Below are 17,054 nucleotides of genomic sequence, written 5' to 3'. Positions count from 1 at the left end.
ACATCATCCAAACCATTCCAACCACTCAAACGACAACCACGGAGACAACGCCATGTGGCGCAACTGGTCGGGATATGTCTGCAGCCCCCATTCAACCGTGTCGACGCCTGCGTCGCGCGCCGGGCTCGCGGCTGTGCTGCGCGATGCAGCCGCGTCCGGCGCAACCGTGCGTGCAGCCGGCGCCGGTCATTCGTTCTCGCCGCTCGTGCAGACCGACGACGTAATCCTGTCGCTCGACGCGATGCAGGGCGTGATCGACGTCGAGCGCGACCGGCGCGTCGCGCGCGTGCATGCCGGCACGCGGCTGTGGGCATTGGGTCCCATACTCGCCGCACACGGCCTCGCGATGGAGAACCTCGGCGACATCAACGTGCAGTCGATTGCCGGCGCGACCAGCACCGGCACGCATGGCACCGGCATCACGCTCGGCAACCTGTCGACACAGATCGACAGCCTGACCTTCATGTGCGCGGACGGCAGCGAAATCCGCGCGAGCGCCGACACGCATCCCGACCTGTTCGCGGGCGGCCGGATCGGGCTCGGCGCGCTCGGCGTGCTGACCGAGATCGGCTTGCGCCTCGTGCCCGCATTCCGGCTGCGCCTCGAGCGCGGCCGCATGCCGCTTGACGACTGCCTCGCGCAAGCGGAGGCGCTGATCGCGCGACACCGCTCGTTCGAGTTCTACTGGTTTGCGCATACGGACACCGTGTTGACCAAGGCGTGGGACATGACCGACGAGCCGGCCGACGCGGTGCACTGGGCGAACCGCGCGTCCGAGTCGTTCCTCGAGAACACGGTGTTCGGCGCGCTGTGCGGGCTCGGCCGGCGCGTGCCATCGCTGTGCCCGGCGCTGAGCCGGCTGTGCGCATCGACCGTGTCCGCCGGCCGGCACGTGGATGCAAGCTACGCAATGCTCTCGACGGTACGCCGCGTGCGCTTCAACGAAATGGAATGGTCGGTGCCGGCCGACCGCGGCGCCGACGCGCTACGCGAAATCCGCGCGTTTATCGCACGCCGCAACTTCCCGCTGATGTTCCCGATCGAATACCGCTGGGTGCGCGGCGACGACATCTGGCTGAGCCCCGACCACGGGCGCGACAGCGTGCGCATCTCGGTACACCAGTATCGCGGGATGCCGTTCGACGCGTACTTCTCGGGCGTGCAGGCAATCTGCCGCAATCACGGCGGGCGGCCGCACTGGGGCAAGGTGCATGCGATGAAGGCCGCAGAACTCGCGATGTGCTACCCGCACTGGGACAATTTCCTCGCCCTGCGCGAACGGATGGACCCGCACGGACGCTTCCTGACGCCGTACCTGCGTACGCTGTTCGGCCTGCCGCAACACGCAAGCGCTGCCGCTCGCGCCACGGCGGCCAGCAGAGGGACGCATCCGATGCACGAAACGGCCGGCGTCGCACAAGATCAGCCGCGATCCGACCAGGAGGCATCATGAGCGCAGCCACCTTGCACGTGGCCGCGCAGTCGCGTCCCGATCCGTCGATCGGCGCCGTCGCCCGCCTTGCGCTTGCATTTGCGGCAGCCACCAACGGTCTGATCCTGTCGCCGTTTCTCGTCGCAGCGATAATGACACGCTTCCGGCTCGACGAAGGCACCGCGACCGCGCTCGTCAGCGCCGAGATCCTCGGCATCGCGATCAGTTGTGCGGTGCTGCCGCACCGGATCGCACGCGCAGCACGGCCGTTCACGCTGGCCGGCCTGGTCGGCACGATCACCGGCCAGGCACTCGGCGCGGTCTCGCCCGGCATCGTGTCGGCAGCGCTCGCGCGCGGGATGACGGGACTGTTCGAAGGGATGCTGTTCGTCGTCGTCGCGTCCGGCGTGTCACAGCGCGCATCGACCGACCGCCTGTGGGGGCAAATCAACCTGCTCGCGGGGGTCATCAACGGCAGCATCCTCGTGCTGCTCTCCGCGTTGCCGGCTGCCTGGCTCGGACGCTGGGTATTCGCGCTGCTGGCTGCCGTCGCCGCCGTGCTGGCGCCTGCGATCCGCGGTATCGACGCGCTCGCGAGCGCGCGCGCACAGGCCCGCACGCGCGTCGGCATGCTGCCGTGGCGGCCGGTGATCGCGATCTGGGTCGTGACGGCGCTCGTTTATGGCGTGCAGGCCTCGCAATGGGCAATCGCCGGCTTCGTCGGCGAGCGTGCCGGGCTGTCGCCCACGACGATCAGCGTGCTGCTGTCGGCGTCGTCCCTGCTCGGCTTCGTCGGCGCGGCGATTCCGTCGCATCCGGCCAGCCACCCGCACCGCCTCGCGCTGATCTGGGCCGCACAACTCGCGATGATCGCGTCGATCGAATGGTTCTTCAGCGCGCGTGGCGGCAGCGCGTACTTCCTGAGCCGGTTCGTGCTGAACAGTGCGTTCTTCGTGATCGTGCCGTTCCTCACCGGCATGCTGTCCGACGTCGACCCGGACGGCTCGCAGGTCGCGCACACGCTCGTCATCACGTTCTTCGCGGCCGGCATCGGCACCGCGCTGTCCGGCGCGCTGCTTGGCCGCTTCGGCAGCACGCGTGTCGCACACGTGCTGTGCGTGGCCGTGCTGGCCACCGCCCCGTTCGTGCGGCCGGCGCTGCGCCGCGCGGCGCCCGCCGCCGTGGCTGGCGCGTCGCGCTGAGCGTTGAGCGCAGTGCGCCATGCCGTGGCCGCGACGCACCACGAGGATGGCCGCCGCGGCCTTGGCCCCTCGCAAATTTGGCTTTCTACATTCGTTCCCGACGGTTCGAGCGGTCCGTCCCCTGTTCGATGTGGAGTCCAGAAGAATGAATCGTCACGATAGCGTTCGCGCCGCGTGCTGCGCGACGATGGTCCTGGCCAGCGCCGGCGCACACGCGCAAAGCAACATGACGCTGTACGGCGTGATCGATGCGGGCATCCGCTACGAAACGCACGGTGTGTCCTACGGCGCCGACGGCACGCCGGTGTCGACAGGTCGCAAGATCTCGATGGCCGACGGTGGCGCTCTGACGGAAAGCTACTGGGGCCTCAAGGGCCAGGAGGATCTCGGCGGCGGACTGTCCGCGCAGTTCAACATCGAAAGCCACTTCGGCCCCAACAGCGGCAGCATCGTGCCTGCTGGCTCCCTGAACTTCTTCCAGGTCGCATACGTGGGGCTGACGTCGACATCGCTCGGCCAACTCACGCTCGGCCGCCAGTACAACGTGCCGTTCGAGATGGTGTCGCTGACCTATGGCTCGAACCTGTGGGCCGGCCCGCAGGACCCGTACTTCAACCTGTTCAAGCCCGAGCAGACGATGCTCGCGGCCGCGCGCACCAGCAGCATGATCCAGTTCGGCGCACAGCTCGGCAGCCTGTACCTGCTTGCGCAGTACTCCCCGGGCGGGCACGCGGGCGGCGGCGTGCTCGGCGGCCAGCTCGGCGCGGCGGTCGCGTATGCGCCGGACAAGGGGCCGTTCACGCTCGGCGCATCGTTCATGCGCAGCTGGGACGACGTCACGCACGCGAAATTCGACGTCTACGGCGGCGGCGGCTCGGTGACGCTCGGCAATGCGACCGTCAACGCCGGCTATATCGAGAACGCGCGCGACAACGACTTCACGTCGTTCGCGAACGGCCCGTTCAGCCCGACCGATCTCGCCGCGCTCGGTATCATCTCGCCTGCACAGGTGGTCGATCCGTCAGTGCCCGGCGGATTCCGCCGTCGCAAGATGGCGCTCACCGGGCTGACCTACCGGTTCACGCAGGCGTTCACGGCCGCCGTCAACGCCTGGTGGACCACGCAGTCGGGCTACACACCTGAGTTCGACGGCCACGCGCGCCAGTTCCAGGTGATCGCCGGCTACAGCCTGTCGAAGCGCAGCATGCTCTATGCGGAAGTCGACTACGCGATCTATCGCGGCGGCCTGATCGGCGCGCAGCTGGTCGGCGTGAACGGGCAATCGCCGAGCACCAGCACCACGCAGCTCGGCGCGACGATCGGCCTGCGTCACTACTTCTGAAGCGAGGCCGCGCAGGATGTGGGCGATCGTGGCCGGGGAGGCACCGGGTATCCGGCCGGGCGTGACGAGTACAATCCATGGAAAAAATACGGAGCGTCCATGGACGATACCGACCGTTATACGACGGCGAATCTGCCGGTCCATCTGCTGCGGTGCCTCGCGGAGACAAGCAGGGAACTGGGCATCGACCCCACGCGGCTGTGCCTCGGGCTCGGCTTCGACGTCGCGGATCTGTCGAACCCGTCGTGCAGGATTTCATTGCGCCAGGCGAGCACGATGATCCGCCGCGCGCTCAAGATGGCGCCGGGGCGGGCGCTCGGCCTCGAACTCGGCACGAGCGAGACGATCGCCTCGATCGGGCTGGTCGGCTATGCGATGCTGACGAGCTCAACGCTGAAGGACGCGATCGTGACCGGTATCGCGCTGCAGCGCCACACGGGGCCGCTGATGCGCTTTGACGTGATGTCGGATGCACGCACGCTGTCGGTCCGCGGAACCAACGTCTTCCTCGAACCCGACATCGAGGCATTCCTCGTCGAGGAGGCGTTCGGCAGCTTCATGAAGATCGGGCGCTCGCTCGTCGGGTCTGCGTTCCAGCCGAAGGTCATCGATCTCAGCTACCCGCCGCCCGCCTATGCGGAGCAATACGCCCGCGTGTTCCCCTGCCCGGTCCGGTTCGAACAGAAGCAGAACCTGTTTTCGTGCGACGCCGCGCTTGGCAACTGCGCGATCGCGACGCACGATCCGCTCGCGCATCGCCAAGCGCTCGAATTCCTGCAAGGTGCGCTGCCGCCCGAACCAGAGGGCACCGACTTCCTCGAATCAATCGAACGGATCATGCGGCGCGACCTGCGGCATGCGCCGACGCTCGCCGCGATCGCCGCGCAGCTATGCATGAGCGAGCGCACGCTGCGACGGCGGCTGGCCGATCAGGGCGTGTCGTACCAGACGGTGATCGACACAATCCGCAGAAGGCGTGCGTTCACGCTGCTGAGCAACCCGCGGCTGTCGATCGAAGACATCGCGCACGAAGTCGGGTTCAGCGACGCACACAACTTCCGGCGCGCGTTCAAGCGCTGGACCGGGCACGGACCAAGAGAGCGACAGTGGACGGCGATCTAAGGGGTGTTGTGATGTAAGCGGTGTTGTATCGGCTCGTACCAAGCACGAAGGACACCGCACGGGGCCTCAGGTGTAACGACCCACGACGAGTCGCTCTCGTCAGCCAGCCAAGTCTCTTGGACCGACACCACACCATCGACGATGCAAGCGTATAGCCCTCGAAATATTGACGGTCCATTGTCTCTTGAGGCCGCCCACCGCTCTGGGCCGCGCCATCCGATGATGACGAGCACGCACGTAGCGGCTAGCGTGCCGTGTTGGCCCTTGCAAGATGACCGCGAATGAGGCGCAACGCGCATAAATTCGGTCAGACGCATCCGACTTCGCGCGTTTCTCGAGCGCATACGCACGAACAACCTCCAGCAACGAATAGCGTCCGGACAGTGCCACCGGATGGACGTTGAGTAGCGATTTCGACGCCAAGTTGACGAGGCAATCGAGCACTTGCGCCACGCACAGTTCGTCACTCGTGCAGAGCGCACACCGCTTCGCGCGAGAACTCTCCTGAAAATGGCGCAGTCCGCGCGCAGCACGAGACGCTCAACGGCGGTGAGTAGCCCGAACACGATTCGATAGTTGCCCGCAAGGTCCGGCGTCGAGGATGTGCAGTGCGCAAGCCGCCGGACAACGACAGTCGTGACTTGCTCGGATCGTCGGCGAGCCCCTGGCCCCCCGGCAATGAGACCCCAAGCTGCGGCAAGTTCCGGTGCACGCGACAAGCCGCTTAGACGGCGGCATACGGTAGCAATTGCTTGGGTGGTGTGCTGGTCCGCGGAAATGTCCGGCCCCGTCGTGAGGCGCGCGCCATGAACAGTCGAACTGCGCCGCTGCCGAAAATATCGGCTTCGCTCGTACCAGGCTTGGGCACGGTTAGCGGCTCGACGCAAAAGACGCGTTCATCGGCCATGCGGACTGGCTCGGACTGGCTCACGGCGCGTCACGACAAGTATCGTTGCTCAGGCACGATTCGATGATCGACGTGCAGAGATCTGCCAGCGTATCAAGGTGCTGTTCGGCGTTGTCGAGTACTCGGTCATCCTGGCCTGCCCCCCATGCGCCCCATCAACGTACGCATGCAACGGCGACCAAGTTAATGACTTGTGTTATCCGCACCAGTCACAAATTCGCTGTCATCCCTATTCACCATTTTAAGCACACAGCCGCATCCGGAGATTTGCGGCGCCACGCCATGATTCAACATCGATAAATTTCAAGCCAAATAATTTCGAGCATCAAACCTACCCTATGCAAGCAATTTCCCTCTTACCATGTCACGACTCTGTTGGAATGATTCGAAATTCAAATAAAGCGTATAGCCCTAGCAACGAGTCGATTGGGTGGCCCGGGAACTGAGATTGGTCGCCGTCTGCATGATGCTGCAATGATCGCGGCCGCCTCCTACCAAGCAATAGGCATATTTTTTCATTTCGTAAATTTCGCGTTTGTGACTGGCGTCAATGTGGAAATCAATAGAGGCATAAACATTCAATAATTTCAAATTTGATTGAGTCAAAGGAGTTTTGGATGCCAGATCATTATGATATTTGCATTGTTGGTGCCGGCATAGGAGGACTGACTTGCGCAACACGATTAATCGACTCTCCTGTCAGCCAGAATCTGGACATCCGGGTGTTCGATCTGAACGTCAAAATTGGTGGTCGTATCCAGTCAAAAAAACTTGATAGCAAAGAAATCACCGAGCTGGGCGCCGCTCGCTATTCGCCACAACTGCACCCGCACTTCCAGCAGCTCATGCAAAGTTGCGGGCACCACCATGATGTCTATCCCTTCACGGAATCGGTATTCCACGACAACCGACAGGAAAACCTGAGAGCGACGTTGCTCGGGTTGATGCCCATGTTGAAAGCACATACCGAGGATTCGTTCTTCGACTTCGCCAGTCACTATCTGGGATCCGGCGAAGCCATGAGGATCGTCAAGGCCATGGGTTACGACGCCTTGCTGTTACCGATTATCTCCGCGCCCATGGCCTACGACATTATTAAAAAGCACCCGGAAACCCAGAGCCTTATCGACAACCCAGCCAATCAATGGCTATATGCCACCGAAGGCTACAGCCAGTTGCTGGCTCAACTCCAGCGCCAAGCGCAGGCAGGACGGGTCAAGTTCCAGATGGAACACCGCTTGGTAAGGGACTGCCATGCGAATACACGCCCCGCCGCTATTGCCGATTCAATGGAGCAGTGCCTACACATCCTATTGGTCACCGATGCTGCCTGACGATCAGATCACATCTGGTTATTGCTGGTTCGACTATGCCCGCAATATTTGCCGGATTGACGGCCTGTTTAACCCCTGGTCAGAAAAAGACACCGGGCACCGGCTCTGGATGTCGGAGATCGGCGACGCCGGACTCGGGCAAAGCCATAAGAAGAAAGTTGCTTACGCAAGAGATGCGGCGGCGGCAGCTCAGCTTTGCGAGACTGTATTGGCGAATGAAGTCTCGCCGTTCCATGAACTGTTGCCAAGCAGCTTTCACGGCCCAATCCCCGGCGCAAGCATGGCCTAGTATTGTTCCAGTGGCGATCGTCATAAACGATCGCATCATCGTCGACATACGCCGACGCAGCGCATGGGCACTTCACCCGGACCAATTCGCGAGCCTGAGCTTTCGCCTCGCGGCCCGGTCGGCTACGGTCGCTCCACATGTCTCTTCCTAGTTTCGCGCACGCGAAAATCACCGTCCGCCCTCCTATCGCACCGTGCCACTCTTCCGGTATCCACACCACATGCCTTTGCTCGCATTGCACAATGCAGGGCGGCCGCAATACGGGCAACGGATGGAGATTGCTCCTAGATACATCGCCTTTCCTCCCTCAAAACCGGATCGTGTCAACCGGTACGTCAATCCCGTGGTGCATCAGGACTGCTTCACGGAAGGCACGCCATTCCTCGGCGCCAGCCGCCTCGTGTGTGCAATGCAGGCACTGGTCCGCGCCGGCCAACTGCTCGGTTACGGTCCGATGTACGTCTACGCCAAAACGCTTGCTGAATCGCCCGACACATGATCCATCGTACCCCGTCACCCACACGGTGTCGCCCGCCGTCGAGACGTCAATGCTGTACAGCTGCCTCATCATTTCCGTTTCCTTAGGCCAGTTCGTACTTGTCGAGCAGTTCGAGTTTTCGCATCTCTTTGCGACGTCGCTCTTGTCGCGACTCCTCGGTCGGAATGATGTCGCGCTTTGCCGCCAGCGTCGCGTCGTAGCGTTCGATTTCCGCCACGAGCGTCAGGAGTTCCTTAAGTTCTGCCTTGGCTCTTGTGAACATATCACTTCCTTTTTCAGTGGATCGGCCGGCGCCACGATTACTTGATCAACTGCATCCCTGCGACCTTCGCGGCCGTCACGTCGAAAGTAGCCGTGTACTCGCACTCAGCTACATGCCCGGAACGCTCGATCAGACAGTCCGCGAAATCTGCCTTTGCAGATGCCGCGAAAACGCGAAGTGCCTTTCGTACCGTGTCAGCACTTTCGATAATCAGTTCTTTGGTGCCGATCATCGAGTCGATGATATCCTTCATCTGCTCGCGTTCGACGCCGTAGCAGCGCCCGAGTACCCACACGACCTCGACCAACGCGACCTGCGAAACATACCCTGGCCTCTCGGCCGACAAAGACTCCATCAGTATGGTCGCCTTCTTCGACTGAGCCTCGTCGTCTTGGGCGAAATAGCGGACCAGCACGTTTGTATCCAGTCCTATCATCGCGCTGACGCCCCCTGCTCGACGATGGCCCGATTCATGTCGTCAATCGACACCGGTTTCGCAGGTTTCTTCACAACGCCCTTGAGCGCCACGAGCGAGCGCGTCGCCGGATAAACCTCGTACCGGCCTGTCGTCTCGTTGAAGCTGAATTCGATCCGGTCGCCGGCCTCTAAGCCCAGTTGATTGCGGACGTCCACCGGGATCGTAATCTGACCCTTTGAAGTGATGGTTGCCGTTGCCATGATGACACCTCCCTGCTCCTTACTTTATGGTAAGGCAAATTGAAAAGCAAGGCGCCCACAGACGCATCGCACCCGCCAGAAGAACGTCGAACTCTGACACGCGACGTCGGGCCGGGAACGGATGCAATCCTCGATCATCGGCCAGGATCATCACGTCAACCACAACGCCGTAGAACGATCACTGCTTCGACAACAAAAGATATGGCTTTACATACCATATGTTTTTACATATGTTACTGATACCCCGCACAAGGTAACGTCAACATGTCAATTGAGGGCCGTCAGGAAAGAGATGCCAAAGTAGGCCGGATCCTTCTCTGGGAAGGTCGGGTCAGTCGTGCCAGGCTCATCGCAGATTACGGATTGAGCCCGATACGGGCCAGCGAGTGGCTACGTGACTTCCGTGAGTCATACCCGGATTGGGCTGCCTGGGACAGCAAGCTCAAGGCATATGTGGCCACCTCCATGGCGTACTCGGACGCCGAACGCACCGCGAACACCTCACGACCAAGCGCCATTAGCGCCATGTTGTTCCCGCATGCCCTGAACGCGCCGGGCAAGCCGCTGTCAATTTCGTGGGACTTTGATCACACGTCGCCTCGTACCTTCTCCCGGTTGAGTCTTGCCATCGCCGATCGCGTCAGAGTCAGGTTCCTCTACTGCTCCATGAATAACCCAGAGCCACATGAGCGAATCGTCGAGCCCCACAGCCTGTTGCGGGCGGGACGACGATGGCACGTCCGCGGCTACTGCCTACATCGGCAAGATTTCCGTGACTTCGTATTAGGGCGCATGAGCAAAGTTAAACTGCTCTCGGAGCCCAGCTTGGCGGATGTTTCAACCGATGTCGCCTGGTCCACAGTTCTGCAAATCAGGATTACCGCTCACCCTAATCTCACCCCTGCACAACAACTGGTTGTCAGAAATGAATACTTCAACGGAGCCTCGGCGCGGGTCGAAAGCTGCCGAGCTGCCATCCTGAACTACATGGTGCAGGAGCTCATGGCAGCGACCGACGTCAATCGCCAAGTGCCCCCCGACTATCAACTGGCGGTTGAGAACACGGAGGAGTGCCGTCAATGGCTGTTCATGACCTGACTGACCAAATTCGCCAAGAGAAGGTGGCCGAGCGCTATCCGCCGCTCTTTAAACGCTTGCCGGACCGCCTTTTCGCGCCACTGGCGTCGGCCAATCGCTTCCAGTATTGGTCACTGCTGTGCGTACTGCACGCCAAGCGCTTCGGCCCCGAGGCACCGTTACCTCCGAGCACCGGATTCCTGATGCGCGAGATAACGGCCGACATCGCCGAGGAACTTCAGTACCAGGACTGGGCCCCGGAGAGCGACGACGTGACGCCGGCCACGCCGCTGGCGATCCGGGCCATCATGGTCTTCAATCGCCTTCGTGAAGCCGGATGGATCCGCGTGGACCGAGTGGGCGTGCGCGAGATGGTGACGATGGCGCCGGCCGTCGCCCACTTCATGAACCGACTCGTCGAGTTCGCTCACACCGGGCCGGAATTCGTCTCCGGAAAGATTCGCAGCATCGAGGCCAATCTGAAACTGCTCCTTGACGAAACTACGGACGGTGCGTCACTGCAGGAGGCCGCCCGGCAGTCACGCGCCCTCCTCGAGCACGTTCGCATCGCCGGCACCAACGTGCGCGACTTGATGCTAGAGATTGGCCGTACCGACGCCACTGGAGAATTCGTGCGGCGCTTCTTCGACGACTACGTCGAACGCATGTTCATCGGCGACTACAAGGAACTGCGCACGCGCGAGCATCCCCTGGCCCGGCGTCAGGAGATCTTACGCCTCGTATCCCATATCCAGCAGACGCAGGACCTGCGCTCCCGACTGATCCAGTGGTACCTTGAGAAGCAGGCTGGGCGTGATCCTACCCGCGCCGAAGCCATGTTCGAGCGAGACCTCCAGAAGGTGGAGGACCTACGCCGGATCGACGAGTACCTGGACCGGCTGGACGATGAGATCCGACGCGCCAACAAGCTAGCGCTGGCCTACCTGGATTACCGACTGCGGGCCGCCCGGCCCCTCGACGAGTTGATCGGCCAAGCCATCGACACCGTCGTCAAGCACGGCAGCAACGCAGCCGCGCTGGCACCGTTTGCACCCGGTGATTGCATCGCCGGGGAGCGCCTGGCCTCACCCCGTGTCGAGACCAAACGTCCGCCGCCTAGCGGACTGCGCAAGCAAGTCATGTCCGCGGAACAAGAGGCGCGGGCCCGCCTGGCTCTGATGGCACGAGACCGGCGCACCATGTCGTTGCCGAAGCTCGCGGCCTTCGTGCGCCAACAGCTCGGTGAGGCCGATGCAATGTCCAGTGTCGCTCTTAAGGTAGACAGTATCGAGGCGGTCCGAGCACTGCAGGTGTTGTGCACCATCGCGGCAGCGAACGCGACCCCGAGCAAGGTGTTGCGCGCCAACGCACGGGCGATGAGCAGCGGATTCACCACTGTCCGGATGGAAGGCGAAGAGGACCAGAACCAGCGCATATCTCACCTGCCCTTCACGATCGCAAGAACAACCAAGCCAGCCAAGGGAGGAAACCAATGAGTTTCTGGGCGAATGCGGCGGAGGCCACCAAGAACGTGGTCACCGAGGATGATTTTGAGGCTGCAGCGAACCGGCTAATCACCGAGCAGGTTCTGTACGCCGCGGATCGTGGCAGCAAGGTGGCCTATGGGCTGATCCGTGACTTCGAGCGCGAGTTCAAGCGTGCTCTGGAACCCCTCGGCTACGTCGTGCGGGTCAACAACCAACTGAGATATGCCTGCGCTATCCCCAAACACGCCAAGACCTCGCCGGTCACCGTGGATCAGACGCTGCTCGCGCTGGTGCTACGCAAAATTTTCGACGAGGAGACGCGCTCCGGGCACCACGACGAGAACGGCGAGGTGGCCTGCGACCTAGTCACACTGGAAGTCAAGTACAAGCAGACGACGGGCGGGCGCGAGTTGGCCACCGGCGGCAAGCTCGTCGCGCTGATGCAGTGGATGCGGCGCTGGGGCCTCGCGCGAGTGTCGGACGAGGACGGCAATCAGTTCGGACACGATGCGGATCAGCCGTACGTGGTCATCATCCGTCCCGGCATCGCCGAGGTCCTGGGAGAGGCTGCGCTGACTCGAATCGCCCTCTTCACTGAACCGGCCACCGAGGTCGAGGGCGTGGATCATGCGGTCACCCTTTCCATCGAAGAAGGCGGTGCCGCATGAAGAAGCTAATCAGGATCCGGGTAGTCCAGTTCTTTCTGTACGAAATGCGTGACGTAAACGTCGGCATGAACTGCGGCATCTTCGGTGCCAATGGCAGCGGCAAATCATCGCTGCTGGACGCTGTGCAAATTGTCATGCTTGGCGCCAACGAGAGCCGGGGCAGCACCGGCGTCGCATTCAACGCACAGGCAGATGAGTCCAACCACAACAGTCGCAATATTCGCAGTTACTGCCTGGGCCAGTACGGTGATTCACCGGATGCGCGCGTGCGCGACAGTGCCAACACCTACATCACCCTGGTTTGGGAGGACACCGAGACCAAGGAGATTGTCTCCACGGGCGTGTGCATCTACGCAAGTGTCGACCGCGAGAAGTCCGACGTGCAAGGTCGCTACATTCTCCCCGTGGACCTCGCGCTCAGCGACCATCTCGAACTCGTCGACGGCGAATACCGACCGCGGCCATGGGCGAGCTTCAGGCAGATGCTCTCGCAGCGCGCTCACGGCGAGGAAGTGCTTTTTCATGACTCCGAGCGCTTCGTCAATGCGATGCTGTTCCGACTAAGGGGCGCGCGCGGTGCGCCGCGCTTGGACGCCTACCGCCAGGCGTTTCGTTTCGGGCTGCGCATGAAGTTCGACAAGAGCGTCGACGACATCGTCCGCCAGCAAGTTCTCGAGACCCGGCCAACCAATATCAAGCGCTTCAAGGACGTGTTGCACACATTCCAGGAGATGGCGGCCCTGGTACGCAGCGTGCAGGCGAAGCTCGACGAGGCCGAGTTGATCGAAACGGATTTCGCCGATGCACATCGGCGTAACAGTCACTCGGTCTCGCTTGCAGCCCTGGCCCAGGCAGCCGCACTCGAGGTCGCCAATGAGGCGGTTACCGCCGCCGAGGAAGCCGAAGGCCGTGCGGCAGCAACTTTGGAAGCCGCCAACGTCCGGCGTGACGAAGTGAACTGTCAGGTAGAGGCGGCCGAGCGGCGCGCACGCGACAGCGCCTCCGACCGAGACAAGCATGCGTCCCATGCGGACGCTGCGCTACTGCGCGAGAGCCTCACCGGGATACAGAACCGGCTCAACCATCAAAGAATGGGGCTGCATCGCAGCATCAAATCCATCGGCAAGGCCATCGACGCGCAGATACCGGGCAAGCTCATCGCCGATAGTGCCAAAGCCACGACACAGGCGTTCAAGGACATCCGTGCCCTGTTGGAGGACGACAAGGTCGGCAGCCGCGACGCAGTTGAGTTGACGGTCCGCAAGGCGCTGCGTGCTGCCAAGCTGCTCAGCAACGAGGTGTTCGAGGAAATGCAGTCCGTCGGTCGAGCACAGACGACAGCCGAAGCCGACCTCGCCGGCGTGCGAGAGAATCAGGAGCGCATCGCCAAAGGCAAGCCACCTCTGGAGGGTCCGGCTGCAGCGCTCAAACGCGTGCTGGCCCACGCCGGCGTGGACGCCATCCCGGTGTGCGACCTGGTGCGCGTCGACGCCCCGGACTGGCAACCTGTCATCGAGTCCTATCTGGGTACGTCGAACATGCAGGCCCTGCTGGTCGACGAGGCTGACGAGCGCAAAGCATTCCAGGTGTCGCGCCGGGCTGATGTATACGAGGCGAAGGTCGTGATGCCCAGCAAGTTCTCCAACCGCGGCAGTCCCAGGCGCGGTGCCGTGGCCGAGCTGATCAGCGGCAGCAGCGCCGCGGCGGTCAACTACCTGCGGTCCAAGTTCGGCGACACGCAGCGTGCGGATACCGAGGACGAGTGCTTCGCCCATCGCTTCGCGATGACCAAGGACGGCATGTTGCTGGCCAACGGCGAGATGGTGCGCAAGAAGCCGACGGATCCCGCCTTATTTAAGATCGGCCCGACTTCTACGGCGACGCGCACCTCGATTGCCGAACGAGCCCGCCAACTCCAAGAGCAAGTTGAGGCCCTCAAGGACAGGTACGACAAGCTCAAGGTCCTCTTGAACAACCTCAGCCCGTTTGTGGGCGCGGAACAGGATAAGGTTCACGAGATCCTTGAGGTCTTTGATCAGATTTCCAAGGAGGTCAGCGAAGCGACGGACCTGACACGGCGCCTGGAAGCCTTGGACACTGAAGAGTACCGGCAGTTGGTGCAAGCAGCCGAAGAGGCGAGCACGGCGGTGATCGCGTTGCGCAAGCAGCACCTCGATACAGTCCAAGCCGTCGGCGCCGCAGAGACCGAATGCCGGCAAAAGAACGAGGACACCACGAAGAAGAAGGCAGATGCCATCACCCAGCAGGGGATCGCCGATGCGGCGCGTGCGGCTGAGGATTTCGACGCCAACTATGCGTCGGACCAGTGGGAGAGACTACTGACGCGCCAAGGCTTGTCGTTCCAAGAGATCGTCACAGACTGCACTCGCCGCAGTAATGGGGCTAAGGACGACTCCCGGCAGAAGGCGTCGAACGCCATGCAGAAGCTGTCGGCCTTCCTCGTCAGGCACAACGAGTTCATGCCGGCTGGCACTCAGGACGACTGGCGCAGCGCCCGCGTCTGGCTGGAGGCGCGCGTCCTAATCCTGAACGAAACCGGCCTGCGCGAGAATAAGGCTCGAATGGAAGACGCCCTAAGCGCCGCCAAAAGCACCTTCCGCAACGACGTCGCGGTGGCGCTGCACGAGCACCTCGAGTGGTTAAGCGACACCATCAACCGGATGAATGAGGCCTTACGCCTGGCGCCGATGTTCACGAACAACGAGCGCTACCAGTTTCGCTTGCATGTGCGACCGGCTTTCGCCGTGCTTCTGAAGTTTATCAAGGACGTCGCCCAGTACGGCCCGACCGAGGACCTGCTTGGCGGTGCCGGGGAACTACCCAAGGAGTTCGAGGAGCTGATGCGCGAAAAGACGATCGTCGGCGCAGCTGCAGTCAAATCTCCTCTGGACGACTATCGTGAGTTCTTCGACTTCGACATCGAGGTGCTCCGCGAAGAAGCCACTACGGGCTCGACCAGGCACATCGGCTGGCTCAGCAAGCGCGTCGGATCCGGCTCGGGCGGCGAGCATCGCGCGCCGCTGTACGTGATCGCAGGTGCCGCGCTGTCCTCCGCCTATCGGCTGCAGCGCGGCGACAACACCGGTATCCGGTTGCTGGTCATCGACGAGGCCTTCATCAAGATGGACCCGAGAAACATCGTGGCGACCATGCGCTACTTCGAGGAGCTGGGCCTGCAGATATTCATGGCCAGCACAGGCGACGCCTTGGGTAGCCTAACCGCCTTCCTTGATCGGTACTACGACATCATGCGCGACGCCGAGAGCAATGTGGTGGTACTCGAGGGCCACGACGTCCCTCCCGAGACGCGCGAGATGTTCCGTGCCGATCTGCCTGAGTTCAACCCAGAACTGATCGACGCGGAGATCAGGAAACAGTACCAGCTGCAGGCCGACTCGTCGGAGAGCATCTCACCGTGAGCCGCCAAGACCAGGACAACATGAATCCGCTGGCCAGGAAAGCGCTAGAGCGCCTGTTCAAGTCCGCCGACAGGCAAGAGGCCGGCGCCACCGTGCGGCGCCCTGCCCTGACGAGTTCTGCGCTGTCCGAGTACCACGATTTGCGCAGCCTGAAGGCCAAGGAAGACTTCGAGGCGGCAATGACCCACGCCCAGGCCGAGGGCGCTATCGTGGTCCTTCGCCCTCGGGGTGACCCCCAGGGGCTCATTGAGCGAGTCGAACTGATCGACGTCGTCAAACTGGCTTCGATTTTGGGCAAGATACCCCATGCGATGCGAGTCCAGTCTGCAAGACGGGCCCTTGCCACGTGCCTAGGCGAGCACCCTGTCTTGAATGATGTCCTGTCCGGCTGGGAGAAGCTCAAGAAGGTTCGCGGCACGGGGCCTGACGCCGCCTCCAACTGGGCAATGGCGTGTGACGTCATCAGCTACTGCCGGACTCAGGTGGCGCTCGGCGCCACGGAGACACCGGTGCGGGACGCCAGCGCGCGCCTGTTCAAGAATAGCAAGCGTATCGAGTCCCTGACGCCTTGCCTCGATGTACTACTGGCAGGCAACGTCGAGGACGACGCGCGCCCGGAAGCCGAGGTACTGCAGGAGCTCGGCCTCTACCGCGAACCGCAGCCAGCGCGTCTGGCTGGCAACATCGTGGTCCGCCGGGAACGTGGCGCGTTCCCGCTGGACTGCCCCTACGGCGCTCTGCCGCCGTCCACGGTGCTGGGCCTCGGGTCCATTCCGAGCAAGGTGTTGACCATCGAGAACCAGACCACGTTCCATGTCTGGGCGCGCCAGAACTGTGACTCCGATGTGCTGTGCCTCTACACTGCTGGAATGCCATCCCCCGCATGGCGGGCAATGTACCTCCGGCTGCTCTCCGAGCTCCCGGTGTCAACTCCGGTGCTGCACTGGGGCGACGTCGACGAAGGCGGTTTTCGAATCGCCGCCTTCCTGAGCAGGTGTGCCACGGAAGCCGGTCACACCCTGCTACCTTGGAAGATGTGCCCGGCGGATGTTCCTGAGTCGCTGCGCCGGGCGGCACCGACGCACACTGTCGATCGGATGGTCAAATACGCTCGAGAGACCGGATGGGACGGTATTGCACACGAATTGGCGGAAGCCAAGATTGTCGCCGAACAAGAGGGTTAAGTTGGCGCATGTAAAGTGCCGGATGAAATACAGTCGCTTTACCGTCCTCAAGCCCAGGAAGCATGGGTTAAGAATGCAAAGAATCGCAATCGCCGCCGGTACCACGAGTAACTTCTGTCAAGCTCGGCGAC

15 protein-coding genes are annotated in these 17,054 nt (G+C 62.3%); 12 read left to right on the top strand and 3 right to left on the bottom strand.

Translation table 11 applies throughout. From position 1 onward, the window contains the following. Window positions 1–52: 52 nt before the first annotated feature. The 7 genes from ACV22W_RS05540 (at window position 53) to ACV22W_RS05510 (ending at window position 8,127) form a co-directional block, all read left to right on the top strand. Window positions 53–1,453, top strand: coding sequence for a D-arabinono-1,4-lactone oxidase (locus ACV22W_RS05540; protein ID WP_448018250.1), 1,401 nt, complete (start codon window positions 53–55; stop codon window positions 1,451–1,453). Next, on the top strand, window positions 1,450–2,634 hold the full coding sequence (locus tag ACV22W_RS05535) for an MFS transporter (protein ID WP_448018249.1): 1,185 nt from the start codon (window positions 1,450–1,452) through the stop codon (window positions 2,632–2,634). Before ACV22W_RS05540 ends, ACV22W_RS05535 begins: the two co-directional genes overlap by 4 nt. A gap of 145 nt (window positions 2,635–2,779) precedes the next feature. After that, a complete protein-coding gene (locus ACV22W_RS05530) occupies window positions 2,780–3,976 on the top strand; it encodes a porin (protein ID WP_448018248.1) in 1,197 nt (398 codons plus the stop codon). A 99-nt stretch (window positions 3,977–4,075) separates the two neighbouring features. Then, a complete protein-coding gene (locus ACV22W_RS05525) occupies window positions 4,076–5,098 on the top strand; it encodes an AraC family transcriptional regulator (RefSeq protein WP_448018247.1) in 1,023 nt (340 codons plus the stop codon). A 1,524-nt stretch (window positions 5,099–6,622) separates the two neighbouring features. Then, window positions 6,623–7,339 (top strand): FAD-dependent oxidoreductase, encoded by a 717-nt coding sequence (locus ACV22W_RS05520; RefSeq protein ID WP_448018246.1) that lies wholly within the window; start codon window positions 6,623–6,625, stop codon window positions 7,337–7,339. Further along, window positions 7,329–7,628 (top strand): violacein biosynthesis enzyme VioE, encoded by a 300-nt coding sequence (gene vioE, locus ACV22W_RS05515; protein ID WP_448018245.1) that lies wholly within the window; start codon window positions 7,329–7,331, stop codon window positions 7,626–7,628. The genes ACV22W_RS05520 and vioE overlap by 11 nt, the downstream gene beginning before the upstream one ends. A gap of 220 nt (window positions 7,629–7,848) precedes the next feature. Then, window positions 7,849–8,127: a hypothetical protein gene (locus tag ACV22W_RS05510; protein WP_448018244.1), complete on the top strand. Its 279-nt coding sequence runs from the start codon at window positions 7,849–7,851 to the stop codon at window positions 8,125–8,127. Window positions 8,128–8,209: 82 nt separating this feature from the next. On the opposite strand, the gene ACV22W_RS05505 is transcribed toward ACV22W_RS05510, so the two are convergent. Genes ACV22W_RS05505 through ACV22W_RS05495 form a run of 3 tightly spaced genes read right to left on the bottom strand, consistent with a single transcriptional unit; the run spans window position 8,210 to window position 9,067 of the window. Then, window positions 8,210–8,389 (bottom strand): hypothetical protein, encoded by a 180-nt coding sequence (locus ACV22W_RS05505; RefSeq protein ID WP_129517840.1) that lies wholly within the window; start codon window positions 8,387–8,389, stop codon window positions 8,210–8,212. A gap of 37 nt (window positions 8,390–8,426) precedes the next feature. Beyond that, entirely contained in the window at window positions 8,427–8,825 is a 399-nt protein-coding gene (locus ACV22W_RS05500; RefSeq protein ID WP_448018243.1) for a PIN domain-containing protein, read from the bottom strand. Beyond that, window positions 8,822–9,067: an AbrB/MazE/SpoVT family DNA-binding domain-containing protein gene (locus ACV22W_RS05495; protein ID WP_448018242.1), complete on the bottom strand. Its 246-nt coding sequence runs from the start codon at window positions 9,065–9,067 to the stop codon at window positions 8,822–8,824. The genes ACV22W_RS05500 and ACV22W_RS05495 overlap by 4 nt, the downstream gene beginning before the upstream one ends. 264 nt (window positions 9,068–9,331) lie before the next feature. On the opposite strand from ACV22W_RS05495, the gene ACV22W_RS05490 reads away from it, so the two are divergent. Genes ACV22W_RS05490 through ACV22W_RS05470 form a run of 5 tightly spaced genes read left to right on the top strand, consistent with a single transcriptional unit; the run spans window position 9,332 to window position 16,923 of the window. Beyond that, the gene (locus ACV22W_RS05490) at window positions 9,332–10,165 is read left to right on the top strand and encodes a WYL domain-containing protein (protein ID WP_448018241.1); all 834 of its coding nucleotides are present in this window, start codon (window positions 9,332–9,334) and stop codon (window positions 10,163–10,165) included. After that, window positions 10,147–11,640, top strand: a complete 1,494-nt coding sequence (locus ACV22W_RS05485; protein WP_448018240.1) for a Wadjet anti-phage system protein JetA family protein — start codon at window positions 10,147–10,149, stop codon at window positions 11,638–11,640. Before ACV22W_RS05490 ends, ACV22W_RS05485 begins: the two co-directional genes overlap by 19 nt. Continuing rightward, window positions 11,637–12,299 (top strand): DUF4194 domain-containing protein, encoded by a 663-nt coding sequence (locus ACV22W_RS05480; RefSeq protein WP_448018239.1) that lies wholly within the window; start codon window positions 11,637–11,639, stop codon window positions 12,297–12,299. Before ACV22W_RS05485 ends, ACV22W_RS05480 begins: the two co-directional genes overlap by 4 nt. Beyond that, window positions 12,296–15,739 carry an SbcC/MukB-like Walker B domain-containing protein gene (locus ACV22W_RS05475; protein WP_448018238.1) on the top strand — a complete coding sequence of 1,148 codons (3,444 nt, stop codon included), beginning with the start codon at window positions 12,296–12,298 and terminating at the stop codon, window positions 15,737–15,739. The genes ACV22W_RS05480 and ACV22W_RS05475 overlap by 4 nt, the downstream gene beginning before the upstream one ends. Next, window positions 15,736–16,923, top strand: a complete 1,188-nt coding sequence (locus ACV22W_RS05470; protein WP_448018237.1) for a Wadjet anti-phage system protein JetD domain-containing protein — start codon at window positions 15,736–15,738, stop codon at window positions 16,921–16,923. The genes ACV22W_RS05475 and ACV22W_RS05470 overlap by 4 nt, the downstream gene beginning before the upstream one ends. Window positions 16,924–17,054: the final 131 nt, after the last annotated feature.

The organism is Burkholderia sp. AW49-1 (assembly GCF_053427845.1).
This window is presented reverse-complemented; position numbering and strand designations above follow the sequence as displayed.

Bases quoted from the DNA above. Each gene is read 5' to 3' on its own strand.
- ACV22W_RS05540 (WP_448018250.1), top strand. From the start codon at position 53: ATGTGGCGCAACTGGTCGGGATATGTCTGCAGCCCCCATTCAACCGTG.
- ACV22W_RS05535 (WP_448018249.1), top strand. From the start codon at position 1,450: ATGAGCGCAGCCACCTTGCACGTGGCCGCGCAGTCGCGTCCCGATCCG.
- ACV22W_RS05530 (WP_448018248.1), top strand. From the start codon at position 2,780: ATGAATCGTCACGATAGCGTTCGCGCCGCGTGCTGCGCGACGATGGTC.
- ACV22W_RS05525 (WP_448018247.1), top strand. From the start codon at position 4,076: ATGGACGATACCGACCGTTATACGACGGCGAATCTGCCGGTCCATCTG.
- ACV22W_RS05520 (WP_448018246.1), top strand. From the start codon at position 6,623: ATGCCAGATCATTATGATATTTGCATTGTTGGTGCCGGCATAGGAGGA.
- vioE (WP_448018245.1), top strand. From the start codon at position 7,329: ATGCTGCCTGACGATCAGATCACATCTGGTTATTGCTGGTTCGACTAT.
- ACV22W_RS05510 (WP_448018244.1), top strand. From the start codon at position 7,849: ATGCCTTTGCTCGCATTGCACAATGCAGGGCGGCCGCAATACGGGCAA.
- ACV22W_RS05505 (WP_129517840.1), bottom strand. From the start codon at position 8,389: ATGTTCACAAGAGCCAAGGCAGAACTTAAGGAACTCCTGACGCTCGTG.
- ACV22W_RS05500 (WP_448018243.1), bottom strand. From the start codon at position 8,825: ATGATAGGACTGGATACAAACGTGCTGGTCCGCTATTTCGCCCAAGAC.
- ACV22W_RS05495 (WP_448018242.1), bottom strand. From the start codon at position 9,067: ATGGCAACGGCAACCATCACTTCAAAGGGTCAGATTACGATCCCGGTG.
- ACV22W_RS05490 (WP_448018241.1), top strand. From the start codon at position 9,332: ATGTCAATTGAGGGCCGTCAGGAAAGAGATGCCAAAGTAGGCCGGATC.
- ACV22W_RS05485 (WP_448018240.1), top strand. From the start codon at position 10,147: ATGGCTGTTCATGACCTGACTGACCAAATTCGCCAAGAGAAGGTGGCC.
- ACV22W_RS05480 (WP_448018239.1), top strand. From the start codon at position 11,637: ATGAGTTTCTGGGCGAATGCGGCGGAGGCCACCAAGAACGTGGTCACC.
- ACV22W_RS05475 (WP_448018238.1), top strand. From the start codon at position 12,296: ATGAAGAAGCTAATCAGGATCCGGGTAGTCCAGTTCTTTCTGTACGAA.